The organism is Algibacter pectinivorans (genome assembly GCF_900112595.1).
GTDB classification, from domain to species: domain Bacteria; phylum Bacteroidota; class Bacteroidia; order Flavobacteriales; family Flavobacteriaceae; genus Algibacter_B; species Algibacter_B pectinivorans.
The window spans coordinates 126,673-152,332 of the sequence record NZ_FOMI01000002.1 but is presented as its reverse complement, the minus strand read 5'-3'; the positions used below and the strand labels follow the sequence as shown (position 1 = coordinate 152,332).

Genomic DNA, 25,660 nt, shown 5'->3' with positions numbered 1-25,660 from the left:
TAAATTTAGTTTAAAGTATACCTTAAACCAAAAAATAATCGTCTACCTTGGTTTGGGGCGTAAACATACGACGGGTCGAAGGTTAGTGCATAAGGGTTTTGTGCTGTTGGTATTACGTTGCCTTGCGCGTTGAATTCTACGTTTTTATCGAATGGGTCGTTTGCTCTAGCTATTATAAAAGGATTTCCTTGGTTTGGTGTCCAGTTTAATAGATTTTTTACGCCGCCATAAAACTCTAAGTTGGCTTTACTGGTGTAGGTTAATTGAATGTTTTGAATGCTCCAGGTTGGCGAGTATTCGCTGCGTGGATCTAGGTCACTTATTAAGGGTAACCGCATAGGACCGTAAATATTGCCGGTGTAGTCTATGGTTAAATTAGTTGGAAAATTTTTATAGGTTAGTGACCATACTCCGGTAAATTTTTCGGTTAATATTTGTTGGGTTTTAATACCGTTGTTGGTTTGTGATACTTCTTGAATTGTAGCACCTATTGAAGCCTTTAGGCCTGCATCTATATTAGTGTCTATATTTAAACTAAAGCCTTTAGATACAGAGTTTCCATTTAAATTGGCGTATATAATTTGATTAGGATTAGTGTCGTAATCTGGTAGTATGGCATTTGTAAAATAGGTGTACCATGCCGAAGCGTCGAAGGTGAAAATTTGACCGCCTTTGGTATATAGCTTTTTAAGATAATTTAGATTGATGTTGTATGATTGTTCTGGGCGTAACGTGCCATTAATAATAACGTCTCTAGCCCCTGTAAGTGCCGCATGATCTTCGGTAAATAGATTTACAACTCTAAAACCTGTTCCGGCATTTAGCCTAATAATGTCGTTTTCTGTTGGTTTAAATCTATAGGCTAATCGAGGGGTAAAGATAGAGCCGTGTCTTTTGTCGTAATCGTATCTAGCTCCAAGGAGTAGGTTACTTTTGTTTGAAAGTTTAATTTCGTCTTGTACAAATACTGAAGGTATGGTAATTTGGTCTGGATTTATGGTGGCAGTGGTGTTGTCGTTATAATAATTATATCGTGCTGCTATGCCAAATAGTAAATCGTTGTTTTTTAGTTTTTTATCCCAAGTTAATTGTCCGAACCCTATACGTTGTTGGGCTAAGTATCTAGTATCTCCGTATACCGAATTCTGGTCGTGGTCTGAGTATGAAAACTGAAAATTAACTTTTTCTGAAATAGGTAACTGGTAGTTTCCTATAAGTTCGTAACGTTTGGTATAAATACTTTCTCCATACACTTGGTTTCCGCCTCTAAAGGTTTTATTCCATTGCATTTCGCCACCCCATCTATCTTCGTAAAAATATCGACCTGCTATTGAAAAAAGACGATGATTTTGTCGTTTAAAATTCCATTTTTGAAATACAGAAATACGATCCTGCAGGGTAACATCTGTAAAATTATCGTTATTGTTGTCTATGGCATTGGAATATTTAAAGTAGTTAGCTCCAACCAACACATTGGCTTTTTTTCCAACCCGAGATTTAAATCCTACATCAAAATTAGCTTCTCCCCAACCACTTACATAGTTATCTAATGAAAATAGTGGAGCATGTTCGGGTAATTTTGTGATAATGTTAATGAGACCTCCAACGGCTTCACTACCGTAAAGTGATGATGCTGGACCTTTTACAACTTCTACTTGCTCGATTAATGAATTGGGTATGCCTGATAAACCGTAAACTGTAGATAGCCCACTAACTATTGGCATACCATCAATAAGAACTAAAGTATAAGGACCTTCTAGACCGTTTATATGAATGTCGCCAGTGTTACAAACATTACAATTTAATTGCGGCCTAACGCCATTAACATTCTGTAAGGCGTCAAAAATGTTTGGTGTTGGATTTTTTTTAAAAAATGTTGGAGAGTATACTTCAACTGGTACAGGGCTTTCTAATCTTTTTACTGCTTTTAGCGTACCTGTAATAGTAATTTGATCTAATAGTTCAGACTCTGGTAAATCTAAATTTACAATCAAATTGTTTTTTTCTATAGTTATGTTTTTTTTCTGAGTTTGGTAACCTGTAAAAGAGGCTACTAAAGTGTATTTTCCTGGTTTTACATTTAAAATAGTATAAGTTCCGTTTTCTTTAGATACCGCTCCTTTTTGGGTTCCTTTAAGGTAAATATTTACAAAAGGAAGGTTGGTATTATTGGTGGTTATTTTGCCTGTTATGGTTTGTGCTGTAACTGAAATATTTATTAGGAAAATAAATAACTGTATTTTATGTTTCATATTATTTTTTTGTAAATATAAAAATATTTTTAGACTAGACTAAAAATATTTTTAAAACATTATTTTAATTATATTTGTGTTATCTAAAAAATAATTTAATGGTTACGTTAACAGAGGAAAACTATATAAAGGAAATATATCATTTAGCAAAGCAAGGTGAAAACAATGTAAGTACAAATGCGCTAGCTAAAGCTATGGAAACTAAGGCGTCTTCTGTTACCGATATGGTAAAAAAATTATCGGAGAAAGGCTATGTTGATTATAAAAAGTACCAAGGTGTGGCTTTAACCAAACAAGGTAAGCATATAGCCGTTGGTATTGTTAGAAAGCATCGCCTTTGGGAGGTTTTTTTAGTTGAAAAACTTAATTTTTCTTGGGATGAAATTCATGAAGTTGCAGAGCAATTAGAGCATATTAAATCTGAAAAATTAATTAAACAGTTAGACGCTTTTTTGGAGTATCCTACGCACGACCCACATGGAGATCCTATTCCAGACGAAACAGGTAAAATAAAGAGTATTGATAAAATATTACTATCTCAAGCACAAATTTACGATACCTGTATTTGTGTAGGTGTTAAAGATTCTTCTTCTGAATTTTTAAAATACTTAGATAAGAATGAAATTGCCTTAGGTACTAAGTTAACTGTTATGCATAAGGAAGCTTTTGATAATTCGGTAACTATAAATGTAAATAATAATTTGCTTATTATTTCAAACCTTATTGCGAATAATTTATTTATTAAGTTGTCTTAAATTTATTTAAACTTAACCTGTTTTTTTATTTTTTTAGGAAATTTTTTAATACCTGTTAAAGTGAATTGTTTGTAGTAGCATTCGGCAGCTTCAGATTGTAATTGTATTTGTCCTTGGTCTAAAATACTGCCATCTTTTTTTGTAGCATTTTCTATAACCATAACAATTTCGCCATTTACAAGATGAACAGCATCGTTGCCAACTACGTAAATTTCTAAATGATTCCATTCGCCATGAGGCATGTCTAGCTCTTTGGAGGCGCTTGTATAGCCTATTTTTTCTAAATATACGTTAGAGTTAGGATTGTATTTATTTCTTGGTGTTGCTTGAGTACCTCTAATTTCAACTTTAGGTTGTCCTGTTGTGCCACCAAGGGGAATAAAATCGCCTAAGTCGGTTTCTTGTACTTGATATTCTAAACTTGCTTTCCAAGTATTCCAAAAGCTTCCGTGTTCGCCGTGGGCATGATATAAAATACCAGAATCTCTAAGATCTTCTAGTCTTGGTTCCCATTTTTTATCGCCCCATTTAAAATAGATGCTTAAATGATAATTTTTGTAAGATGCTATAGTGGTTAAGCCGCCATAAATTTCGCCTGTAATTTTTAACACAGGCTCATTGTTTTCTTTAATAATTGTGAAAACATTTTTTAGGTCGTTATTTAGGCCTAAGGCTGTTCCTTTATGCACATTGTCTGATTGATAAGTGCCTTCTGGCAGGCCTTGAATAGTTTTGTGTGGTACGCCATTCCATTTCTCAAAAAGACTTAAGTCTTCATCAAATAAAGTAATTGTTTGTCCTCTTTTTTGAGCTTTGGTGCTTATTGAAAATAATACGAATGTAATTATTGAAAGTAAAAGTGATTTTCTCATTGGTTATTTAAGTTTGTTTGTAAGAACATAAAGAAACAATAAAAAGTGTAAATATGCAGAGGGTAAATGCAATTTGTTTTAAATTTATTTGTGCTTAATGGCAGCCACAACCATCGTCGCCACCACATGCTTTTTTTGGTTTGGATTTTTTCCAGAAGAATTTTTTAACCAAAAAAGTTAAGGCTAAAGCCATTGCTGTAAAAACTAATATGTTTTGAATAATGTCGTTCATGTTCTATAAGTCGAAATTAAACTAGTTTCATTTCAAAAATTGAAAAGCCATTAATGCTACAAGGTAAGCAAAAACCGTCATAATAACGAGTTGTAATAAAGGCCATTTCCAGCTGTTGGTTTCTTTTTTTACAATAGCTAAGGTACTCATGCACTGCATAGCAAAGGCATAGAATAATAGAAGAGATATCCCAGAAGCTAAGGTGAATAAAGGGCCTCCTAAAATAGGATTTACCTCGCCTGCCATTCGGTTTTTTATGGTTTCTTCTTCATCGCTACCAACACTGTAAATAGTAGCTAATGTACCTACAAACACTTCGCGGGCTGCAAAACTGCTTATTAGTGCAATACCAATTTTCCAGTCGTAACCCAAAGGTCTTATAACGGGTTCTATGGCATGACCTGCAATACCTATAAACGAGTGTTCTAACTTATGCGAAGCTATTTTATTTTGAATGTCTTCTGAAGATAGGTCTTTGGAGGCATAGGTTGTTTGGATTATGTTTTCGGCATTATTAAATTGTTCGCCTGGGCCGTATGATGCTAGGAACCAAAGTACAATAGAAATTGCTAAAATTATTTTACCTGCGCCAAATATAAAAGCTTTTGTTTTTTCTATTACCGTAATCGCTACATTTTTAAACAGTGGTAATTTGTAATTAGGCATTTCTATTACAAAAAATGTTTTGCCTTTTATTTTTAGAACTTTGTTTAAAATATATGCTGAAGTAATGGCGGTCCCGAAACCAATAAGATAAAGTAGCATTAGGGTTAGCGCTTGGTAGCTTAAACCAAAAATGCGATTTTCGGGTATTACCAGTGCGATAATTATAAGGTAAACCGGTAAACGCGCAGCACAGGTTGTAAATGGTGTTACTAAAATGGTGATTAGACGTTCTTTCCAGCTTTCAATATTACGTGTTGCCATAATTGCAGGAATAGCACAAGCTGTTCCAGAAATTAGTGGTACTACACTTTTTCCACTTAGTCCAAAACGGCGCATGATTCTATCCATTAAAAACACCACGCGACTCATATAACCAGATTCTTCTAGTATAGCCATAAATAAGAATAGAAAGGCTATTTGCGGAATAAATATTACAATACCACCTAAGCCAGGTATAATACCTTCGGCTAGTAAATTGGTAAAAGCACCTTTTGGTAATTGGTTTTTTACCCATTCACTAAGGGATGAAAACGATTCGTCTATAAAGTCCATTGGAATACCAGACCAATCGTAAATAGCTTGAAAAATGAGCAGTAAAATGGCGGCAAAAATAACATAGCCCCAAACTTTATGCGTTAAAACACGATCTAATTTAGTGCGTAAATCTTTGGCTTGAGATAAATCTACAGTTTTTCCTTTTTTAAGGACTTCATTTATAAATTGATAACGCTTTATAGTTTCTTTTTGTTGAAGCCTTTTTAAATCTCCTTTTTGCTTGGTTTTAAAATCTTCAACCGTTTTAAATTCTTTTCTAGAAATGGTACCAAAATTTACATCTTGGGTAATAACAAGCCACAATTTATAAATTAATTGGCTAGGAAATGTTTTTTTTAAGTCTTCAAAATATACAGGATCAATTTTAGACATGTCTAAACAGGGCTTAACAGATATGTCTTTGTAGTTAGAAATTAGCTGTTTTAAGGTGTCTATACCTGTGTTTTTTCTAGTACTTACTAGGGCAATTTTTGTGTTTAGTTTCGATTCTAAGTAATCGATATCTAACGAAATACCCTTGCGAGTCATGCGGTCGGCCATATTGATAACCAGTAAAGTAGGAATCTGTAAATCTTTAATTTGTGTAAAGAGTAAAAGATTTCGTTTTAGGTTTTCAACATCGGTAACTACAACTGCAATATCAGGAAAATCTTTATCGTTTTTATTTAGTAAAAGTTCAATTACAACATTTTCGTCTAGCGACGATGCATTTAAACTGTAAGTACCAGGTAAATCTATAATATGTGCTTTTACACCACGCGGTAATTTGCAAATGCCTTGTTTCTTTTCGACTGTAATACCTGGATAATTTCCAACTTTTTGATTTAATCCCGTTAAGGCATTAAAAACCGATGTTTTTCCCGTATTAGGATTACCAATTAGAGCGACATTTATTTGTTTACTCATATGCCACTTTTTCAATTAAAATATGAGAAGCAGTTTCTTTTCTAATAGCTAAGTGCGACCCGTTTATATTTAAATACATTGGGTCTTGAAATGGCGCAACTTGAACTAGTTCTACTGAAATCCCTGGTAAACAGCCCATTTCTAATAGCTTTAAGGGAATGTGGCTAGACGAAACATCAGTAATAACGGCGCGTTCTCCACGTTTTAAATGTGCTAAAGTGTCTTGCAAGCTTATTTAGATTGATTTTAAAGAGTCAAAAGTAGTGTAAAAGTTTAAAAGGAGAAAGTTTAACCTATTAAATTAAGTAAATATTTAACAGTTGTTAATTACCAAATGCTAAATACAAGTAAAATTTAGATGTTTTTTAATGGTTATAAGATGCTTTAAGTATTTCGATATCCTTTAGTAGACGTTTAATATCTTCGGTATTTGTACCATCATAAAAACCTCGTATTTGACGTTTTTTGTCAATGAGCATAAAGTTTTCGGTATGTACCATGTCAAAAGGGCCACCATCGCCTTGATCTTTTACGGCTAAATAGCTTTTTCTGGCTAGTTTATAAATTTCTTTTTTATCGCCAGTAACCAAGTTCCATTTTTTATCATTTACACCTTTTTTAATAGCATAACGCTTTAACTGTGCAACAGTATCTATTTCAGGAGTTACCGAGTGCGAGAGAAGCATAACTTCATCATCGTTTAAAATTTCGTTTTGAATTTCCGCCATATTAGTAGTCATAATAGGGCAAATGGTTTGGCAAGTTGTAAAAAAGAAATCGGCCACGTAAATTTTATCCTTGTAGTCCTCTTGAGTAATAGTTTTACCGTTTTGGTTAGTTAAACTAAAATCGGCTATTTTATGATATTTTTTTTGATGTTGTATAGTGCTATCAACAAGTTCTGTACTTACCATGGTGGGTTGGTAAATAGGTAACGGTTGGTAAACATTTAAAGTGTTATAAATAATAGTAATTATTATAATGGAAATAACGCCAAAAACTATGGCAAACACTTTATAATCTTTAAAAAACGATAGCATTTAAGAGTTTTTTTATTAAAACGTAACAAAAATACAATGATTTTTAGTGTAATACCTTTTTCTTAAGGCATAAAATAGTGTTAAAACAGAGGGCATTATGCGATTCTCTTTTTAAACTTGGTTTAAAAGCTTACTTTTGTGCGATTAAAAAAATAATGTTAAGCTATATATGGAGTTTGTTATAAAGATATCTCAGTTTTTACTAAGTCTTTCGTTGCTAATTGTACTGCACGAATTAGGGCATTTTATTCCTGCAAAGGCTTTTAAAACAAGAGTAGAAAAGTTTTATTTATTTTTCGATGTTAAGTTCTCTTTGTTTAAGAAAAAAATAGGCGGAACAGAATATGGTATTGGTTGGTTGCCCTTAGGTGGTTATGTTAAGATTTCGGGTATGATTGATGAGAGTATGGATACCGAACAAATGGCACAAGAACCACAGCCATGGGAATTTAGATCTAAACCCGCATGGCAACGTTTAATTATTATGCTTGGTGGTGTAACGGTTAACTTTTTATTAGCCATTTTCATTTATATTGGGATGAGTTATTTTTATGGTGATACGTTTTTGCCAAATGAAAATATAACCGATGGTTTAGTTATTGAAAGTACGGTTGCAAATAATGCAGGTTTACTTACAGGCGATAAAATATTAGCTGTTGATGGCGATAAAATTGAGACTTTTTCTGAAATTTCTGAAAAAGTACTATTTGGAAATGAGATTTTAATAGAGCGTGATGGTAAACAATCTACCGTTACTATGCCCGAAGATTTTTTAGCACAATTATTAGATTCTAAAGAAACCGGATTTATTAGCTTAAGACAGCCTTTTGTTGTTATTCAAGTTCCAGATACGTCTTACAATAAGGCTAGTGGTTTAAAGCAAGGTGATATCTTTTTAGGATTAAACGGTGTTAAAACTAAATATGCCGATGAGGTTAAAACGGTTTTAGAAAAATTTAAAGGTCAGGACGTTTCGGCCACTGTTAAAAGAGGTGAACAAGAAATAAATGTACCGCTTAAAGTTAATAAAGATGCTAAATTAGGTATTGTTGTAGCGGGAGCATCAACCCCTGAAACTTTAGAAACTTTAGGGTATTATAACTTTGATGTAAAAGATTATAGCTTTTTAGAGTCTATTCCTGTTGGTTTAGGTAAGGCTAAGGACAAGGTTGTTTCCTATTGGGATCAATTAGGTGCTATTTTTACCCCAAGTACAGGTGCGTATAAAGGCGTAGGTGGCTTTAAAGCTATTTACGATATCTTTCCTAGCTTTTGGAGCTGGCAAGTGTTTTGGAACATTACAGCCTTTTTATCTATTATGTTAGGGGTTTTAAATTTATTACCAATACCTGCGTTAGATGGTGGTCATGTTATGTTTTTATTATACGAAATGATATCTGGAAGAAAGCCTGGAGATAAATTTATGGAGTATGCACAAATGGTTGGTTTCTTTATTTTAATAGCGCTAGTATTGTTTGCGAATGGTAATGATATCTATAAAGCAATATTTGGCTAAATTTTTTTTAAAAAATGTTTGCAGAAACTAAAAAACAATTTATATTTGCACTCGCTAAGTAGAAAAGCACACTCCTTCTTAGCTCAGTTGGTTAGAGCATCTGACTGTTAATCAGAGGGTCCTAGGTTCGAGCCCTAGAGAAGGAGCAAAACAAAACCCGATACGAAAGTATCGGGTTTTTTTGTGGGGTTTAGTTTTTAAATTAAACCCAAAAAAAGCCTGGTATAAATACCAAGCTTTTTAGGTTTTCTTTTTCATAAAATTTTTAACTTCAAGCCAGTAGCTCGATAGTGTTTTTATTTAATTATCTTTTTTAATAACAACATACCACCAAATTTACCAGCTATTTTTACCGCGCTTTGTATCCAATTAAAAGGTTTTAAATCGTCCTTATAAGCTTCTTTTAAAGATTTTATTTCTTCAAAGGCTATTTGGCGTTCTAAATTTAAAATTTTTAAATCGCGTTCTATACTCTCTATGTCTTGGTATGTTTTCATTTTAATTAAAAAACTTTTCTGATAATAATTTTACTGTATAATTGTTAATGTGCTTTCTTAAAAAGTACGATATAAGGGATAAGCATAAAAATAGAATTCCAACAATAACAAACCCTAAGGTATAGCTTCCAAGAGCTTTACCAATTAAAAAGGCTAAGGCGATGGCCGAAAAACTTAAGCCTATTAGTAACAGGCCTCCTATAATAACAATTTTAAAAATTAAGCTTGTTGATATAGATAACTGCTGAAATATTTTAAGCTTATAATACTTGTAAGAGGTTTTTAAATACTTCTCACCAACATCGCTAGCCTTGGCATTTGTTTCGCTTATTGAATCTATTAAACTCATAAATTATGATGTTTTTTGTAATTTTTTATTCTTCTCTTTTAAGGCTTTTAATTTGCTTTCAAGAGTGTTTATAACATCGTCTGCTTTATAACTTGCACTTGAAATTAACGATTCCATTTGCTCATCTAACGTTTGCTTTTTTTCTGTAGCGGTATTTACCACTTGTTCTTTTAACTCGGTGGCCGTTTCACTAATTTTTTGTTTCGCTAATTGTGCCTCGTCGCTAATACGCTGTCTTGTATTTGCTCCTTTATCTGGTGCGAATAAAATTCCTAAGGTAGCTCCAATTGCTGTACCTGCTAATATTCCTAAAAATGTATTTCCGTTATTACTCATTGTATATTGATTTAAATTAAACATTTATTGATATACCAAATATACGTTTAGAGTGTCGCGGTGGTTGTCTCGTTTAAATTGAATATTGACTGATATGCCTTTATTAACAGATATTTAACTACTGCTAAGGTGGTTTTTAACGTTTTCGATCGTTTTTTTCGAGTTTCCTATAAATATGTGATTATCAATAATAATTACTGGTCTGCTTAAAAATGTGTAATGTTCTAAAATGTAGTGTTTAAAGTCTTTTTCAGTAAGGTCTTGATTTTTTAAATCCATTTCCTTGTAAAGTTTAGATCGTTTACTAAAAAGGGCTTCGTAACTGCCAGCAAGGGCTTCCATGGCTTCAACTTGTTTTACCGTTATAGCTTCAGATTTAATGTCTTGTAAAACAAAATCTGAGGGTAAATGGAGTTCTTTTAATATTCTAGTACAAGTGCTACAGGTTTTTAAATAGTATACTTTTTTCATAAATAATTCTGTTTACTTTATTTTCTTGAATAAGGAAATCTAAAGAATCTTACCAACAAATAAAAGCAATTACACCATAAATACTATATTTATCAAAAAATTAAATAAAATGCAATTTACCTTTAAAGTACTAAATAATATTCGTCCGATATTTAAGAAACATATTGAAGACCACGCGCTAGAAGATTTAAATAAAATTCCAGAAGGATTTAACAATAATATTATATGGAATATTGGACACGTTGTGGTTACCGCTCAATTATTGGCCTATAAGTTATCGGGATTACCAATGAAAGTTAGTGATGCATTGGTAAATAAATATAGAAAGGATAGTAAGCCAGAAGGTCCTGTTACACAGGCTGAGGTAGATGAGATTAAAGCGTTGCTAACTTCAACGATAAATGATCTTGAGTTAGATTATAAAAATGGCGTGTTCAAAGAATATAACGCGTACACGGTGTCTACAACAGGAAATACGCTAACCAATATAGACGATGCTTTACAGTTCATCCTTCTGCATGAAGCAATGCATCAAGGTTATATTTTAGCCTTAAAAAGAGCTATTAAAAACTAAAAAAGGTGCTGCAGCTTTAAAGGGAACTGCAAACTCAATTATTCCGCTAGAATATGGTGCGATTTCATAGGTGTTGTAAAGTAAAATAATACCGTCTTCGCTATAGCCAATATTTTGCGGTAATTTAAATGATTCAATGTCTAGAAGTAGACTTTTATCTATCGTGGCTGTTGTAAAGTACGATTTAGATAATGTTTTGAAGCCTTCCATGTTGGTGAACAAATCATTGTTTTTAAGGGGTTGTCCAGTTTCAGAATTAAAATTTAAAAAGGAAATACTCAAATTACCATGTGCACCACCGGTGTTTATATAGCTAGTAATAGCTATGGTAGTTAGCTCTGGAGATTGATATATAACCTCGCCATCTATTTGTGCTTCCCATTGCTCGCCAGTTTCTGGAAAATCATTTTTAAATGCCTTGAATTCTTCGGTGAAGGAAGCAATACTTTCTTCTATTGAAGTTGAGGTAATCTCATCGGGATATCCTAGGTGTAAAGCTGAAATGATTGCTTTATTAATTTCAGAATTAATTTGATTGGCTATGGTTTCGTTACCAGAAGCTTGCGGGATATTTATTTCAACAATAGTGTTGTTTTTGGTAGTAAAATTAGTATCTGTATAAATAGTTTCCACTTCCTTTTTACAACTAAAAAGAATAACAAAAAAACTTATTAAAATGAGAAATTTATTATGGTGCATACTTAAAAATTAATCCTTGATTAAAGATAATTATAGCATTTGAATTAACGCCATTAAAAGAATAAAGTTTTTGTAAAATGTATGCATGTAGCAAAATAAGAAAAGCATCCCGTTGCCATAGGTGTATGGTAATTTGCTTTTACGGCGGCCTTTAACAATTAATCTAGATAGAAAATGTAGCCAACATTTAACCATACTAGCCAATCGTTATATTTATTCGATTCTAATTGATGGTCTAATCCATCTACATTATCATCAAAATAATACTGCCATCTTAAATCTAGCATTAAATCTGATAGTTTGGTTAGTTTATACCTCACACCAACACTAGAAACCACAGACCATGTACTTCCTGGAGAGGCATCTACAGATCCAGGTTCCCAACCAGAGTAAAAGTTACTAGGATCGGTAACATCTCCAATTGCTGCGGTATTAGGATTTGCATAAGTTGTGCTTACTTCGGGTGTGTAAGAGGTGTAATGCACCCCTAAACTTACAAACGGCGCAAAATTATAGGCAAAGCCTTGAAAATCACGAATACTTAAAGGGAAAAACTCCAGTTGTGTACCAATGTCAAGATTTTCGGCAACGCCTTTATGAGTTCTTAATTGTTCTGCTTCAATAGTTGTTCTGTTAGCCGATACCCACTTACCTAAATGTTCTAAATTTGTTTTATTGTAAGAAATTTCATTTCTTATTTTAAAATGGTCATTAAAATAAGTGTCTGTAGTGTAACAGTTACAGTCTGCACGGTACGAAAAGTTTATATAATGTACAACCCCAATACCAAAGCCCGAATTGCCAATATTGGTTTTAGAATCTTCACGAACACCATAATCGGACCTAAATTGAAGTGGTCCTGCAATAACACCCAATTCATGAGAAAAGCCTAACTGAGCATGTGCACTTAAAAGTGTGAAAAGTAGGCAACAAACTGAAGCTAAATGTTTCAAGTTAAGCATAAAAAGTCTATTTTATAGAGGGCATTATTAGAGGCAAATATATAAAAACTACTAAAACAAACAAATATTAATATATTAGTGGACTTTAGCATGTCGTTTATGTTGCGAATTTCAAAAATTATCATTTAATTTTTTGAAGATAACGTATATTTGTTTTTAAAAATTACTTTTTTCAATAAATTAATGATATTATAATCATACTATGAAACAAAATATAAAAGCATTTTTGGACCAGGTAAGGAAAAGAAATGGCCACGAACCAGAATTTTTACAGGCTGTCGAAGAAGTAGCAGAAACAGTGATACCGTATATTGTAAAACACGATATTTATTATGGTAAAAATATTTTACTACGGATGGTTGAACCAGAACGACTAATCTCTTTTAGAGTATCTTGGGTAGACGATAGGGGCGAAATACAAGTTAACAGAGGTTACCGAGTACAAATGAATTCTGCTATAGGTCCATATAAAGGTGGTTTAAGATTTCATCCAACGGTAAACGCTAGCATTTTAAAATTTTTGGCTTTCGAGCAAGTTTTTAAAAACTCGTTAACAACCTTGCCAATGGGAGGCGGAAAAGGAGGTAGCGATTTTGATCCTAAAGGAAAATCGGATAATGAGATTATGCGTTTTTGCCACGCTTTTATGAGTGAATTATTTAGGTATATTGGACCAAATACAGATGTTCCTGCTGGAGATATTGGAGTAGGTACAAGAGAAATTGGATTTTTGTTTGGTATGTACAAAAAATTAAGAAATGAATTTACAGGCGTTTTAACAGGTAAGGGTATGTCTTGGGGAGGTTCTTTAATTAGACCAGAAGCTACAGGTTATGGTAATGTATACTTTGCTCAAAAAATGCTTGAAACTAAAAACGATAGTATAGAAGGTAAAAATGTTATAATATCCGGTTCGGGAAATGTGGCGCAATATGCGGCCGAAAAAGTGTTGCAATTGGGAGGTAAGGTTTTAACACTTTCCGACTCTTCGGGTTATATTGTTGATGAAGACGGTATTGATACCGATAAACTTGCCTTTGTAATGGAGCTTAAAAATGTTAAACGTGGCAGAATTAGTGAGTATGTCGAGTCTTATCCTAATGCTAAATTTGTAGAAGGAAAAACACCATGGGGTGAAAAATGCGATGTGGCTTTACCTTGTGCAACGCAAAATGAACTGCAAGAAGACGATGCAAAAACACTTTTAAAAAACGGTTGTATTTGTGTTAGCGAGGGTGCAAATATGCCTTCAACTAAAGCGGCCATAGCAGCATTTCATAAAGCTAAAATATTATTTGCTCCAGGAAAGGCATCGAATGCTGGTGGCGTTGCAACTTCAGGATTAGAAATGACTCAAAACTCTTTACGATTTAAATGGTCTAGAGAAGAGGTAGATAGTAAACTTAAAGAGATTATGTCAGACATTCATAAATCATGTACAGAGTATGGTAAAGATGATGATGGCTACGTAGATTATGTTAAAGGTGCAAATATAGCTGGATTTGTAAAAGTAGCAGATGCCATGTTAGCTCAAGGTATTGTATAATCCATAAGAATTCTTATAAATGGAAAGCTCCCTACTGTATTAGGGAGCTTTTTTTGTTTAAATCATGTAATTCTCCATAAAAGCTCGATAGTTATAAATATATTTGAAACATAAAGTTTAAGTCTTGAAAAATATAAACACTAATAATTTCGACTTTTTAAGGGTTGTTTTTGCTCTTACGGTCTGTTTTGCTCACATTATCGAGTTAAGCCAAGTTGAAATGTTCCAAGATTACATAGGGCTTTTTAATACACGATTAGCTATAAATGGATTTTTTGTTATTAGTGGGTTTTTAATTGCCAAAAGTTATGAAAATAGTCAATCTTTAAAGTCTTATCTAATTAAAAGAGTAAGGCGTATAGTTCCTGCCTACCTTTTTGTTATTATGTTTTGTGCCCTGTTTTTTTCTGTTATTTCAACATATTCCGTGGGTGACTATTTTACAGATGGCCAATTTTGGAAGTACCTCTTAGCCAACTTAGCCTTTCAAAACTATATCGAACCTTGTTTGCCAGGGGTTTTTAGTGGTAATTATTTATGTGCTGTTAATGGTGCGCTTTGGACTATAAAAATTGAAGAGGCTTTTTACCTATTGTTACCTTTGTTTTATTGGGTTGCTAAATCGAAAAAAAATAAAATCCATATTTTTAGTGTTATTGTTTATTTGCTTTCAATACTATATTTTAATTATTTTGTTTCTGTAGATATGTATCGAATAGCAAAGCAATTACCTGGTGCCTTAGCTTTTTTCATGTGTGGAATTGTACTCTACAAAAACTTCAATTTTTTTATAAAATGGAAACATCAATTAATTTTACCTTGTTTGTTTGTGTTTTTTTTAGAACAGTACGTAATAGGTACTCATATTTTTAAACCTTTAGCGTATAGTTTTATGGTTTTTTATCTAGCCTATAATTTTAAGGTATTAAATAACTTTGGAAAATATGGAGACATAACTTATGGCGTATATATTTATCATTTTCCAATCATTCAAGTATGTGTTTATTACGGCTTGTTTCAGGTGTGTAATCCATTTATTGTAAGTGGTTTAGTATTAGTTTTAATATTAATTTTAGCAACTTTATCATGGCATTTTTTAGAGTTAAGGTATTTGTCTAAGAGTAGAAAAGAAAGACAAAGAAAATTGCTGTCCAGTTAAATGCATATTTTTAGTTGTTAGCTTTAATACAATTTGATAGCCTTGTTTTCATTTTATATATTTTATAATATATTATTTTAAGATGAAGTTCGTTAGATATAATATCTTTGAACATAAATAAATTCAATTTTGAGAAAAATACTTTTTATACTGTTTTGCTTTTCGCCATTTATTCATTTTGCTCAGGATTATTCGGCGCAATGGGAAGGCCATTTTTCATATTATGATATTACAAAGGTGGTAAAGGGAAATAATAGAATATATGCTGCTTCAGGTAATGCTATTTTTACTGTGGACGTTCAATCCAATAACATCGAAGAACTTACTACTGTAAATGGGCTTTCGGGCGAAACTATATCTACAATTTATTATAGTGAAATTTATCAATTATTAGTAATAGGTTATGAAAATGGACTTATTGAAATTGTTTTCGATAACGATGATAATGTTTTAACGATTGTGGATATAGTTGATAAAACTTCGATTACCCAGGAAAACAAAAGAATTAATCATTTTAACGCATACCAAAATGTAATATATATATCTACTAATTTTGGTGTTTCTTTATATGATCTTGAACGTTTGGAGTTTGGAGATACTTATTTTATTGGGGCTGGAGGCGCTCAAATTGAAGTGAAGGAAACCACAATTTTTAACGGATTTATTTATGCAGCTTGTTTAGATTCCGGAGGTGTTAAAAAAGCAGACATTTCTAGTTCTAATTTAATAGACTATAATACCTGGGAAAATGTTACTTCTGGAAACTTTATAGACGTTGAAATTAACGAGGGAAAATTATACGTTTTAAACGCTAACGGTATACTTTATCAAGTAATAAACGATAATTTAAACCAATTAATGAGTTTCGATGATGTACCTAACGAAGTAACCTCTAATGCTTCTAATTTGGTAGTTACCACTAAAAGTAATGTTTATGTTTATAATGTAGATTTTAATTTAGTATCCAACGTTTCTGTAGTAGAGGATTTTGACACCACCTATAAATCTGCAGTTGTAGATAGTGATGAAGTTTATATTGCAAGTACCGATTTTGGAATTTTAAAAACTAAAATTACCGACCCCGTTTTATTCGAAGAAATTCACCCAGAAGGCCCACTTCGTAACGATTTATTTTCGTTAGAGTATTTTAATAACGATTTATGGTGTGTTTCTGGTGGTTATAACTTTTTTTTCAACTTTATTCGAGGAGATAGGGTTTTTACAGGGATTAGCCGTTTTAAAAATAATAAGTGGTCTAATATACAGTACGATACCATTAGTAGTGTCATAGAAAACCCTAGGTATTTAGCTCATACAGCTATTAATCCAAGACAACCCAACCAAGTGTTTGTAAGTTCATATTATTCGGGTTTAATAGAGTTTGATAATGACACGCCAATTCAATTATTTAATCAAGATAATAGTACATTAGTGCCATTTGCAGGAAATTTTAAACTTACAGGTACGAGTACTTTTGATTCAAATGGGGTGTTATGGTTAATTAATGGTAGGGTAGACTCTCCTTTAAATAAATATGAAAACGGCAGGTGGACAGCCTTCGATTTTTCGAAAATTATAGCAGAACCAACTAGCGAAAATGGCTTTAGTGAGATAGTAATTAACGAAGCTTCTGGAACCATTTTTTTGGGTTCCCATATAAATGGTTTAGTAGGTTTTAATGAAAATAATGGTAATCCCAAAATTAAAAGTTTAAGCCGTGAAGATCTTAACATGCCAGATCCTTTTGTAACCTCCGTTGCACTAGATAATAATAACCAATTATGGATAGGGACATTTAGAGGTTTACGTGTGCTTTACAATACATCCGATTTTTTTGAAAATGACGACTTACAAGTCGATGAAATTATTATTGAAGAAGAAGGCATTGCTAAAGAACTTTTGTTTCAACAATATATAACTCAAATAAAGGTTGATGGTTCAAATAATAAGTGGATTGGAACATCTGATGCTGGGATATTTTATCTTTCCTCAAATGGGCAAGAAACCATCTTTCATTTCACCACGGCCAATTCGCCTTTACCATCAAATAGTATAAGCGATATTGAGTTAGACAATAACAACGGTATAGTTTACATAGCGACAACAAAAGGTTTACTAACATTTAATTCGGGTGGATCGTCTGCGCTTCAAGACGTATCAAGCGCATATGTCTATCCTAATCCAGTGCGTCCAGGTTTCAATTTTATTGAGGATAAAGTTAAAATTAAAGATATATCTGAAAATGTAAACATTAAAATTACAGATATTGAAGGCAATCTCGTGGCTGAAGCACAATCTAGAATAAACCTAAGACACCAAGGTTATCACCTAGAAATTGATGGGGGAACAGCTTTCTGGAATGGTAAAAATTTAGCAAATAATCTTGTAGCTTCGGGTGTTTATTTAATTTTGATTTCAGATTTAGATACTTTCGAAACTAAAGTTTTAAAACTAATGGTGGTTAGATAATGCTTATTACTACAAACGCTATTGTACTATCTAAATTAAAATTTAAAGACAACGATTTAATAATAAAATGTTATACCCAAGAAATTGGAGTAGTTAGTTTTTTATTACGAGGGGTTTTAAAAAGTAAAAAAGGAAATTCTAAAGTTGCTTATTTTCAATTATTATCTCAAATAGAGATTGTTTTTACACATAAAAACACAAGATCTTTACAAAGTATAAAGGAAACGAAGCTAAAGCACATGTATTCGAGCTTGCATACCCATGTATTAAAAAGCGCTATTGTTATGTTTCTGTCTGAAGTGCTATCCAATGTATTACAGGAGGAGGAAGAGAATGAAGTTCTGTACAGTTATCTCGAATACACGCTTTTGTATCTAGATACGCAAGAAGATTATGCTAATTTTCATTTATTATTTTTATTAAAACTCACCAAGTATTTAGGCTTTTATCCAGATACTACAAATAGTGATGCACAGTACTTTAACTTATATGAAGGTAAGTTTGAATTAAAACCTAGTAATAGATATGCTATTTCGGGCGAAAATTTAGTGTTGCTTAAACAGTTGTTAGGCATAAAATTTGATGCGTTAACTAGTATTAAAATAAATGCAAAACAAAGGCAGTCTTTTTTAAGTATGATTTTGCTTTATTTTGAGTTACATTTGGGCACTTTTAAAACCCCTAAATCACTGGCAGTTTTTAACCAAGTTTTTAGCTAAACCATGAAGTTGTTTTTATTATCGCTTTGCTTAATATTACTTAGTATAGGCGTCCATTCCCAAAATATTAAAGTGCTTAATAGCCAAACTAAAGAACCCGTTTTTGGAGTGGCTATTTATAATGTCGATAAATCTAAAAGTGTTGTTACCAATTTTAATGGTGAAGCCGATTTAGCCGATTTTAACAACACCGAAACCATTTATTTTAAGCATTTATCACATACATTAAAAACCATAACTAAGAAGCAAATAGGAAAATTGAACAAAGTGTTTTTGGTTTCCAACACTCAAGGTTTGCAGGAAATAGTTATTTCAGCTTCAAAGTTTAAGCAAAATAAAAGGGATATTCCTCAAAAAATTCTTAGTGCTAATGCCCAAAGTATTGAGTTTAATAATCCGCAAACCAGTGCCGATTTATTAGAAAACACAGGGCAGGTTTATATTCAAAAAAGTCAGTTGGGTGGCGGAAGCCCAATGATTAGAGGCTTCTCTACAAATAGATTATTAATTACCGTTGATGGGGTAAGAATGAACAATGCCATTTTTAGGGGCGGAAATCTTCAAAACGTTATTGCTATCGATCCTTTTGCTATTCAAAATACCGAGGTAACTTTAGGAGCAGGCTCGGTAACCTATGGTAGTGATGCTATTGGCGGTGTAATGAGTTTTTATACGCTTAAACCTAAATTATCTTATACAGACTCTTTAATGTTTAAGGCCAATGCTGTTGTGCGCTATGCTTCGGCAAGTAATGAAAGAACAGGACACTTCGATTTTAACTTGGGCTATAAAAAGTGGGCGTTTATTACTAGTGCAAGTTACAGCGATTTTGATGATTTAAGAATGGGAAGCCACGGGCCAGAAGATTATTTAAGGCCAGAATTTGCCGTTGCAACCTCTAGCGGCGATGTTATTATAGAAAATAACAATCCGTTAGTACAAAAATACTCCGGTTACAGTCAGTTTAATGTTATGCAGAAGGCCCATTATGAGCCCTATGAAGACTTAAGTTTCGATTTGGGGCTATATTACTCAACAACGTCTAATATTCCTCGGTACGATCGTTTAGTTCGGTATAGAAGTGGTGTGTTGCGTTCTGCCCAATGGAATTACGGGCCACAAAATTGGTTCATGTCTAATTTAGAGGTTACCAAACTAAGTAGTAGGTCTAATTTATACGATAAAATTAAGGCCACGGTAGCGTATCAAAATTTTCAGGAAAGTAGAATGGATAGAGATTTTCAATCTACTGCGCGTAGTGTTAGTGAAGAGGCAGTTGATGCCTATTCTTTTAATATAGATTTAGAGAAAAAGTTGTCGCCTAAAACAGAGTTTTTCTATGGAGGCGAGTATATTTATAACAAAGTAAAGTCGGTGGGTTACAATCAGGATACCGCGAATAATACCGAGGTTAACGCGGTAACTAGATATCCCAATGGATCGAGTTGGCAATCGGCAGCAGTATATTCAAGCATAAAATATAAACCAAACCCAAAGTTTGTGTTTCAGTCGGGTTTACGTTTTAATTATGTGGTTTCCGAGTCTAATTTTACCGAAAACAATGTCTTTTTAAACCTACCTTTTAGTTATGCCAAAAACGAATCGGAAGCCTTAACAGGAACTGCCGGCATTAGTTGGACTCCAAGCCCCAAAATACAATGGAAATTAAATGCATCTTCAGCATTTAGGGCGCCAAACATTGATGATATTGGTAAGGTGTTCGATTCCGAACCCGGATCTGTAGTTGTACCAAATAATAATTTAAAACCGGAATATGCTTATGGGGGCGAATTGGGCTTAAAACTTAACTTTAATAACAAGCTAGTTTTAGACATGAGTACTTATTACACATATTTGGATAATGCTTTGGTAAGACGAGACTATAGTTTAAATGGCGAAACCGAAATTTTATATAATGGCGAATTAAGCAATGTGCAGGCCATACAAAATGCATCAAAAGCATGGATTTATGGCTTTGAAGTAGGTTTAAAAATGCCTATAACTAACCGTTTGGATTTAACATCGCAGTACTCGGTAATTGGAGGAACAGAAGAAGAGGAGTCTATAGAAGTACCCATACGCCATGTGGCACCAAACTTTGGGAACACGCATGTAACATGGACATCCAACGCTATTAAATTAGACTTTTTTGCAAATTATAATGGCGATTTGTCTTATTACGAGTTAGCACCTTCCGAAATTGAAAAGGATTATATTTATGCCTTAGATGCCAACGGAAATCCATATAGTCCGTCGTGGTACACCATAAATTTTAGAGCGCAGTACCAAGTAAATAATGCCATTACTTTAACTACAAGCTTAGAAAATATTACCGATCAGCGTTATAAAACTTATTCTTCAGGTATTGCAGCTGCCGGACGAAACCTAATTGTAGCTTTAAAATATAGCCTATAAAAAAATGCTCTAGCTATAAACTAGAGCATTGTATCATTTTTTAATTTTTCCGATTTATTTTTTAACCGCCTTTTTAGTAATAATAGCACCGCTAGAAAGTTCTACTTTAGCGATATAAATACTGCCACTATTTAATTGTGATAGCTTGTAGGTTGCTGTAGTTGCGTTGCCGCTAAATTGATATAATTGACGACCTAATAAATCAAAAATACCAACTGCTGTTATGTTCTTAGATGCTGTAAATTGAACATGGTTATCATTCAATTCCACAATTTTTAATGCCTTAGCATCTAATGTATTATTATCGATAGATAATGTAGTATTAGCTTTAAATAGAATTTCAAAACGATCGTTAAACTCTCCAACTTCCGAGGTAAAACTATAATCGGAATCCGATAGGTTATGTACCTTATTTAATAGATTATCTTTTAAGTAAATGATGTTGTTGCCTAAAAAGTCACCTTCTAATTGTGCAATAGAAAAGGTATATAAAGTGGCCACATCAATATTAGTAGCAAATCCAAGATTTATAATTTCATCTTCTGTTAAGCTATTTATGGCCTTACCTTGAATGGCAAATTTAGTATTAGACCCTTTAATGATAGAATATAGAGTTGTGTTAAAATCTGGTGTTAAAAAGCGTTTAGCATCGTAAGCGCCATTATCTATTCCGTTTGTTGCCCCATCAACATAGGCTACAAGTATTTGGTTAAATATACCGTTATCCGAAGTTAAATTAACCCAAAGTCTATTAGCTTTAGCGGTGTTTTGCTTAGCGCTAGAATTTTTGAAAAATTGTGTATTGCTAGTGACATCTGCCATACGCATAGCGTTGGTAAACGTAGCAGGCATATTGGCTAATCCTGCTATAAAAAATCCTTGTCCAGAAGGAATGTACTGTGTAGGTGTTTCTTCACTTGCACCAGCTACACCACCACCACTTCCAGCGGCATACATGGCGTAATCATTTCTACTAAAATTACTTTGTTCGTTACCTGGATTAGCTCCAGAAGGCGGTGTGGCTTGCGACCAAAAATAGGCGGTACCATCAACAACACCAGCGTTTGCAGCATAAAAGGCTTCAAAATCGACAGCCGATGGGTATGGATTTCCAATAAAATTCCAGTTAGTGCCTCGATTTGTAGTGTTAAATGAAATATTTGTGTCTATATCACCAGTGTTAAATTCACCTTCAAATGACGCGGATCCCGTACCTGGAGCAAAATTTGAAAAAAGTCTATCTTCTGTAACCGCATAACCAACTCCCGGAAGCATATTATCGGTCCCGTTTGTAGCTAAGGCATATTGCCATGCGTCTGCATTATCATCAATATTATCATTATTTGTGTCTACAAAATTAACGGCATTAAACCAAAAACGTCTGTCGCCATCTACATCTGGAAATACGTTAGTGGTAGTTTCGCCAACAACAGGAGAACTCCAATACGTATAGTAATACCAAGCGGCTTTGGTAGCTGTGGTTTTATTTACTCTCGATGTACCATTATTGGTAAACGTTCCTGCATTGTCTCGTTGTACAAAGTTGCCTTGGGTTTCAACTACTAAAGTACCATTAATGGTTACATCATTTTCAATTTCTGCAAATGTGCCATTAGCTATAGTTAGTATAGCTCCAGCATCTACAGTTAAACTACAACCTACAATATCTTCGGTTGTAGTGGTATAATCACTGCTTATAACCACACTTTTTGTTAAGCTATCTGGCGGTCCGCTGGACCATGATCCTGTGTAAATTGTGGTTGATATACAACAACTAGTAGTATGTGTTCCTATATCAGACCAATCATCAATTACTAATACTACCCATTCACTATTTGTAACAGTTGTTCCCGCAGAAGTTGACCAATTCGTATTTGGATCACAGATGCTATTTTTTCTTACTAAAGTGTGATTTGCAGTAGCATTTGTAGTTCCGGCAACATCCCATCCCGTTCCAGGGTCAGCACCATCAGTTCCTATCACATCAATTAAAAAAAATGTTCCAGTACCATCATCTTTTGCTAAGCCAGTTGCATCATTACCATTCCAAAGGGCACTTCCCGTAGTAATGTTGGCCACAGCCAAAATTGTTGGGTCGCTAGATGGATGTGCAATAACATAAACAGAACCATTTGTTAAAATACCTGATAAACTAATGGTGTTAGTTAGCCAGGTACCACCATTAACTGCTCTCCATAGTTCGTAATCGGCTAAATCGACATCGGCACCTGTTCCATTGAAAATTTCTATATATTTATTAAAACTACTGCCTTCTCCGTATTCAGAAATAATTAAGTCGGACGTCTGCCCAAAACCAAAATCAAAAGCTAAAAGTAATACTAGTACTAGGGTAATCTTTTTCATAACCGTTAAGTTTTAAAAATCTAAGATTTGGTATTTATAATATTTTTATTCTTAATGTCAATTTAACAATTGTTATTTTTGATGCTTATGCAAACAAAAAAAACATATACGGTACAAGAAGCGACTAGAAAACTAGAGCATTATTGCGCGTATCAAGAACGTTGCCATCAAGAAGTTCGTAAAAAGTTAGAATCTTTACACATGATACCCGAGGCTATCGATGTTATAATGGTTCATCTTTTAGAGCATAACTTTCTTAATGAAGAGCGTTTTGCCAAAACATTTGTAAGTGGTAAGTTTAGAATTAAGGCTTGGGGCCGTCGCCGATTAACTTTAGAATTAAAGAAAAAAGACATAGGCAAAGTTAATATAAATCAAGCACTTGCTGAAATTGAAAACACGGAGTATATCGAGGTTTTCAATACCTTAGCCGAGAAAAAGGTCAATTTAATTACAGAACCAAATATTTATAAGAAAAAGAAAAAATTAATCGATTATCTGTTGTATCGAGGCTGGGAAACTCACCTAGTGTACGAAAAAGCTAAAGAGTTGCTGGGGTAATCCCGTAAAAAAGGCGAATTATGTATAAAACATAATTCGCCTTTTTAATATGTAATTGTTTTAGGACTATAAGTTAAACACAGCGCCTAAATTAACAGTAAATTGGTTGTGTAAGGTTTCGGCAGCAGTTAACGTTTCCGATTTGTATTTAGCAAACGGTGTGTTTAATTCTGTGTAAATACCAAAACCATCTGTAAAGAAATAACGAGCTCCTAAATGCCCACCAAAGTTTTTAAGACCTAAGCTTAAACCTGGGTAAATATCAAAATTTTCGTCAATATTAATAACGTTTCCTAGGTTAGCGTTAAAACGAAATCTTACATCAAAACGGTTATCGAAATTAGCATCTAAATCTTCGTTTTCATTGTTTTGTAAAGCATCATCAACACCTAAAAGGTAAGTAGACGATATACCAACAGAAATGTTTTCTCCAATACCGTAATCGTAACTTACATTAATACCAGAACCATTGTCTTGTAAATTCGCACCTACTTGAAATTTGTTATCGCCTTGCCCAATGTAAGCTTGTGCGCTTGCAGCCGAAAAACTAAGAATAGTCAATAATAATATTAAATTTTTCATTTTGTTGTGTTTGTTTTTAGTTGTAACATGTTATTTATCCCATAAAATTTCCATAACATCGCACACTTTACAATGTTGTTAATTTCATGAAATAAGTTTTAAACTTTAGTGGGCAAAGATATTACAAGTTTTTTAATATTAAAGGTTTATTTGTAAGTTCTATCTTATTTAGAGTAGGTTTAAAAAACCTAGAAATTTACGTGCTAAAGCTTATAAATGTTTGTGGGTTTTTAAAACGGCTTGTTCATTTTTCCAGTCTATCCATTTTTGGCCTTTAATACGGCGCATAACATTATCGAAATTGCGCATTATTAAAATGTTATAAACGGCTTTACTAAAGTTTTTAGGGTTTCTGGCAAGTGCTCTTAAACTCATAGAAAACCCAGGCGTAATGTAGCGCATATAGTGCCAATAACCTTCTGGCATGTATAGCATTTCGCCATGTTTAAGTTCGGTTTTGTAACCCTTAGCCTTTTTAAGCATAGGCCATTTTTTAAAATCGGGGTTATTAAAATCGATATCTTCTCTGGTAATTAAGGCATGCGGAATTTTATACAGGAAGTCGTTTTGCTTTTGGTCGAATAAAATAATTTGTTTTTGCCCCTCAAAATGAAAATGAAAAATATTAGCCAAATCAATATCGTAATGCATAAACGTATGCGAATCCTTACCGCCAAAAAACAGCATAGGTATACCTTTTATAAGCCTAATTCCTAGTTTAGGAAAAGTAAAATCCTTTTGTAGTTGAGGTATTTCCTTTAAGGCGTTCCATAAAAAAATACGGTATTTAGTAGGTTCGCGCTTTAATAAATCTATATAATCGCGCAGTTTCATTTTGGCATGCGGCTCGTTAAAACCATCTTTATAATCTACAGGTCTGTCGTCGTAAAGCGGAATGGTTATATCGCCGCCAACGGCCTTCATATACTCTAAATTCCACTTGCTATAAGCTGGCCAATCTTGGGTTAAGCACTCTACAACCACAGGTTTTTGTGGTTTAAAATAGTGCTTTAAAAAATCTGCTTTAGTAAGGGTTTTTACTCGCGGAATATCCTGTAGGTTTAACGACAAAGTATATTTAGTTTAAGATCGCAAAGTTAACAAAACGATATTAGAACTAAAATAGTATTTTGGGCGCCTGCCTGCCGGCAGGCAGGTTACCA

Annotated in this window: 24 protein-coding genes and 1 tRNA gene; 10 read left to right on the top strand and 15 right to left on the bottom strand. The window is 33.3% G+C overall.

The window, feature by feature from the left end; translation table 11 throughout:
• Positions 1–5: 5 nt before the first annotated feature.
• The gene (locus BMY96_RS03310; protein WP_092849059.1) at positions 6–2,252 is read right to left on the bottom strand and encodes a TonB-dependent receptor; all 2,247 of its coding nucleotides are present in this window, start codon (positions 2,250–2,252) and stop codon (positions 6–8) included.
• A gap of 98 nt (positions 2,253–2,350) precedes the next feature.
• Here BMY96_RS03310 and BMY96_RS03305 point away from each other — a divergent pair, with 98 nt between their 5' ends.
• Positions 2,351–3,007 (top strand): metal-dependent transcriptional regulator, encoded by a 657-nt coding sequence (locus tag BMY96_RS03305; RefSeq protein WP_092849057.1) that lies wholly within the window; start codon positions 2,351–2,353, stop codon positions 3,005–3,007.
• 2 nt (positions 3,008–3,009) lie between these two features.
• Here BMY96_RS03305 and BMY96_RS03300 read toward each other — a convergent pair whose 3' ends face one another.
• The 5 genes from BMY96_RS03300 to BMY96_RS03280 all read right to left on the bottom strand — a co-directional run bounded on the left by BMY96_RS03300 (position 3,010) and on the right by BMY96_RS03280 (position 7,278).
• A complete protein-coding gene (locus BMY96_RS03300; protein ID WP_092849055.1) occupies positions 3,010–3,879 on the bottom strand; it encodes a 3-keto-disaccharide hydrolase in 870 nt (289 codons plus the stop codon).
• 94 nt (positions 3,880–3,973) lie between these two features.
• Positions 3,974–4,111 carry a FeoB-associated Cys-rich membrane protein gene (locus BMY96_RS03295; protein ID WP_092849053.1) on the bottom strand — a complete coding sequence of 46 codons (138 nt, stop codon included), beginning with the start codon at positions 4,109–4,111 and terminating at the stop codon, positions 3,974–3,976.
• A gap of 27 nt (positions 4,112–4,138) precedes the next feature.
• Positions 4,139–6,238: a ferrous iron transport protein B gene (feoB, locus tag BMY96_RS03290; RefSeq protein WP_092849050.1), complete on the bottom strand. Its 2,100-nt coding sequence runs from the start codon at positions 6,236–6,238 to the stop codon at positions 4,139–4,141.
• On the bottom strand, positions 6,231–6,467 hold the full coding sequence (locus BMY96_RS03285; protein ID WP_092849047.1) for a FeoA family protein: 237 nt from the start codon (positions 6,465–6,467) through the stop codon (positions 6,231–6,233). The genes feoB and BMY96_RS03285 overlap by 8 nt, the downstream gene beginning before the upstream one ends.
• A 136-nt stretch (positions 6,468–6,603) precedes the next feature.
• Complete coding sequence (locus BMY96_RS03280) at positions 6,604–7,278, bottom strand: SCO family protein (protein WP_092849045.1); 675 nt, start codon at positions 7,276–7,278, stop codon at positions 6,604–6,606.
• Between the two features lie 169 nt (positions 7,279–7,447).
• Here BMY96_RS03280 and rseP point away from each other — a divergent pair, with 169 nt between their 5' ends.
• On the top strand, positions 7,448–8,794 hold the full coding sequence (gene rseP / locus BMY96_RS03275) for an RIP metalloprotease RseP (RefSeq protein ID WP_092849043.1): 1,347 nt from the start codon (positions 7,448–7,450) through the stop codon (positions 8,792–8,794).
• 72 nt (positions 8,795–8,866) lie between these two features.
• A tRNA-Asn gene (locus tag BMY96_RS03270) sits at positions 8,867–8,940 on the top strand.
• Between the two features lie 150 nt (positions 8,941–9,090).
• On the opposite strand, the gene BMY96_RS03265 is transcribed toward BMY96_RS03270, so the two are convergent.
• From BMY96_RS03265 to BMY96_RS03250, 4 genes are all read right to left on the bottom strand, one after another.
• Positions 9,091–9,291 (bottom strand): hypothetical protein, encoded by a 201-nt coding sequence (locus BMY96_RS03265; RefSeq protein WP_092849040.1) that lies wholly within the window; start codon positions 9,289–9,291, stop codon positions 9,091–9,093.
• Between the two features lies 1 nt (position 9,292).
• On the bottom strand, positions 9,293–9,640 hold the full coding sequence (locus tag BMY96_RS03260; RefSeq protein ID WP_092849038.1) for a hypothetical protein: 348 nt from the start codon (positions 9,638–9,640) through the stop codon (positions 9,293–9,295).
• Positions 9,641–9,643: 3 nt separating this feature from the next.
• Positions 9,644–9,976, bottom strand: a complete 333-nt coding sequence (locus tag BMY96_RS03255) for a YtxH domain-containing protein (protein WP_092849855.1) — start codon at positions 9,974–9,976, stop codon at positions 9,644–9,646.
• A gap of 114 nt (positions 9,977–10,090) precedes the next feature.
• Positions 10,091–10,447 (bottom strand): arsenate reductase family protein, encoded by a 357-nt coding sequence (locus BMY96_RS03250; protein WP_092849036.1) that lies wholly within the window; start codon positions 10,445–10,447, stop codon positions 10,091–10,093.
• 109 nt (positions 10,448–10,556) lie between these two features.
• Here BMY96_RS03250 and BMY96_RS03245 point away from each other — a divergent pair, with 109 nt between their 5' ends.
• The gene (locus tag BMY96_RS03245) at positions 10,557–11,021 is read left to right on the top strand and encodes a DinB family protein (RefSeq protein ID WP_092849034.1); all 465 of its coding nucleotides are present in this window, start codon (positions 10,557–10,559) and stop codon (positions 11,019–11,021) included.
• On the opposite strand, the gene BMY96_RS03240 is transcribed toward BMY96_RS03245, so the two are convergent.
• Positions 10,998–11,720: a DUF3298 and DUF4163 domain-containing protein gene (locus tag BMY96_RS03240; protein ID WP_092849031.1), complete on the bottom strand. Its 723-nt coding sequence runs from the start codon at positions 11,718–11,720 to the stop codon at positions 10,998–11,000. The genes BMY96_RS03245 and BMY96_RS03240 overlap by 24 nt on opposite strands.
• Positions 11,721–11,878: 158 nt before the next feature.
• Complete coding sequence (locus BMY96_RS03235) at positions 11,879–12,682, bottom strand: THC0290_0291 family protein (RefSeq protein ID WP_092849029.1); 804 nt, start codon at positions 12,680–12,682, stop codon at positions 11,879–11,881.
• Between the two features lie 202 nt (positions 12,683–12,884).
• Here BMY96_RS03235 and gdhA point away from each other — a divergent pair, with 202 nt between their 5' ends.
• The 5 genes from gdhA (at position 12,885) to BMY96_RS03210 (ending at position 20,990) form a co-directional block, all read left to right on the top strand.
• Positions 12,885–14,228 (top strand): NADP-specific glutamate dehydrogenase, encoded by a 1,344-nt coding sequence (gdhA, locus tag BMY96_RS03230; RefSeq protein ID WP_092849026.1) that lies wholly within the window; start codon positions 12,885–12,887, stop codon positions 14,226–14,228.
• Positions 14,229–14,352: 124 nt separating this feature from the next.
• Positions 14,353–15,387, top strand: coding sequence for an acyltransferase family protein (locus BMY96_RS03225; RefSeq protein WP_092849023.1), 1,035 nt, complete (start codon positions 14,353–14,355; stop codon positions 15,385–15,387).
• A 129-nt stretch (positions 15,388–15,516) separates the two neighbouring features.
• Positions 15,517–17,856, top strand: a complete 2,340-nt coding sequence (gene porZ / locus BMY96_RS03220) for a type IX secretion system anionic LPS delivery protein PorZ (protein WP_245750529.1) — start codon at positions 15,517–15,519, stop codon at positions 17,854–17,856.
• Positions 17,856–18,575, top strand: a complete 720-nt coding sequence (gene recO / locus BMY96_RS03215) for a DNA repair protein RecO (protein ID WP_092849021.1) — start codon at positions 17,856–17,858, stop codon at positions 18,573–18,575. Before porZ ends, recO begins: the two co-directional genes overlap by 1 nt.
• Before the next feature lie 3 nt (positions 18,576–18,578).
• Positions 18,579–20,990 (top strand): TonB-dependent receptor, encoded by a 2,412-nt coding sequence (locus BMY96_RS03210; RefSeq protein ID WP_092849019.1) that lies wholly within the window; start codon positions 18,579–18,581, stop codon positions 20,988–20,990.
• A 54-nt stretch (positions 20,991–21,044) separates the two neighbouring features.
• On the opposite strand, the gene BMY96_RS03205 is transcribed toward BMY96_RS03210, so the two are convergent.
• The gene (locus BMY96_RS03205) at positions 21,045–23,354 is read right to left on the bottom strand and encodes a DUF8693 domain-containing protein (RefSeq protein ID WP_092849016.1); all 2,310 of its coding nucleotides are present in this window, start codon (positions 23,352–23,354) and stop codon (positions 21,045–21,047) included.
• An 87-nt stretch (positions 23,355–23,441) separates the two neighbouring features.
• Between BMY96_RS03205 and BMY96_RS03200 the strand changes: the two genes are divergently transcribed.
• The gene (locus BMY96_RS03200) at positions 23,442–23,915 is read left to right on the top strand and encodes a regulatory protein RecX (protein WP_175473502.1); all 474 of its coding nucleotides are present in this window, start codon (positions 23,442–23,444) and stop codon (positions 23,913–23,915) included.
• Between the two features lie 66 nt (positions 23,916–23,981).
• On the opposite strand, the gene BMY96_RS03195 is transcribed toward BMY96_RS03200, so the two are convergent.
• A complete protein-coding gene (locus BMY96_RS03195; RefSeq protein WP_092849012.1) occupies positions 23,982–24,497 on the bottom strand; it encodes a DUF6646 family protein in 516 nt (171 codons plus the stop codon).
• A gap of 210 nt (positions 24,498–24,707) precedes the next feature.
• Positions 24,708–25,568 carry a cupin-like domain-containing protein gene (locus BMY96_RS03190; protein ID WP_092849010.1) on the bottom strand — a complete coding sequence of 287 codons (861 nt, stop codon included), beginning with the start codon at positions 25,566–25,568 and terminating at the stop codon, positions 24,708–24,710.
• Between the last annotated feature and the right edge of the window lie 92 nt (positions 25,569–25,660).

Excerpts from the sequence above, each read along its gene's own strand:
- BMY96_RS03310 (WP_092849059.1), bottom strand. The coding sequence starts at position 2,252 with ATGAAACATAAAATACAGTTATTTATTTTCCTAATAAATATTTCAGTT.
- BMY96_RS03305 (WP_092849057.1), top strand. The coding sequence starts at position 2,351 with ATGGTTACGTTAACAGAGGAAAACTATATAAAGGAAATATATCATTTA.
- BMY96_RS03300 (WP_092849055.1), bottom strand. The coding sequence starts at position 3,879 with ATGAGAAAATCACTTTTACTTTCAATAATTACATTCGTATTATTTTCA.
- BMY96_RS03295 (WP_092849053.1), bottom strand. The coding sequence starts at position 4,111 with ATGAACGACATTATTCAAAACATATTAGTTTTTACAGCAATGGCTTTA.
- feoB (WP_092849050.1), bottom strand. The coding sequence starts at position 6,238 with ATGAGTAAACAAATAAATGTCGCTCTAATTGGTAATCCTAATACGGGA.
- BMY96_RS03280 (WP_092849045.1), bottom strand. The coding sequence starts at position 7,278 with ATGCTATCGTTTTTTAAAGATTATAAAGTGTTTGCCATAGTTTTTGGC.
- rseP (WP_092849043.1), top strand. The coding sequence starts at position 7,448 with ATGGAGTTTGTTATAAAGATATCTCAGTTTTTACTAAGTCTTTCGTTG.
- BMY96_RS03265 (WP_092849040.1), bottom strand. The coding sequence starts at position 9,291 with ATGAAAACATACCAAGACATAGAGAGTATAGAACGCGATTTAAAAATT.
- BMY96_RS03260 (WP_092849038.1), bottom strand. The coding sequence starts at position 9,640 with ATGAGTTTAATAGATTCAATAAGCGAAACAAATGCCAAGGCTAGCGAT.
- BMY96_RS03255 (WP_092849855.1), bottom strand. The coding sequence starts at position 9,976 with ATGAGTAATAACGGAAATACATTTTTAGGAATATTAGCAGGTACAGCA.
- BMY96_RS03250 (WP_092849036.1), bottom strand. The coding sequence starts at position 10,447 with ATGAAAAAAGTATACTATTTAAAAACCTGTAGCACTTGTACTAGAATA.
- BMY96_RS03245 (WP_092849034.1), top strand. The coding sequence starts at position 10,557 with ATGCAATTTACCTTTAAAGTACTAAATAATATTCGTCCGATATTTAAG.
- BMY96_RS03240 (WP_092849031.1), bottom strand. The coding sequence starts at position 11,720 with ATGCACCATAATAAATTTCTCATTTTAATAAGTTTTTTTGTTATTCTT.
- BMY96_RS03235 (WP_092849029.1), bottom strand. The coding sequence starts at position 12,682 with ATGCTTAACTTGAAACATTTAGCTTCAGTTTGTTGCCTACTTTTCACA.
- gdhA (WP_092849026.1), top strand. The coding sequence starts at position 12,885 with ATGAAACAAAATATAAAAGCATTTTTGGACCAGGTAAGGAAAAGAAAT.
- recO (WP_092849021.1), top strand. The coding sequence starts at position 17,856 with ATGCTTATTACTACAAACGCTATTGTACTATCTAAATTAAAATTTAAA.
- BMY96_RS03210 (WP_092849019.1), top strand. The coding sequence starts at position 18,579 with ATGAAGTTGTTTTTATTATCGCTTTGCTTAATATTACTTAGTATAGGC.
- BMY96_RS03205 (WP_092849016.1), bottom strand. The coding sequence starts at position 23,354 with ATGAAAAAGATTACCCTAGTACTAGTATTACTTTTAGCTTTTGATTTT.
- BMY96_RS03200 (WP_175473502.1), top strand. The coding sequence starts at position 23,442 with ATGCAAACAAAAAAAACATATACGGTACAAGAAGCGACTAGAAAACTA.
- BMY96_RS03195 (WP_092849012.1), bottom strand. The coding sequence starts at position 24,497 with ATGAAAAATTTAATATTATTATTGACTATTCTTAGTTTTTCGGCTGCA.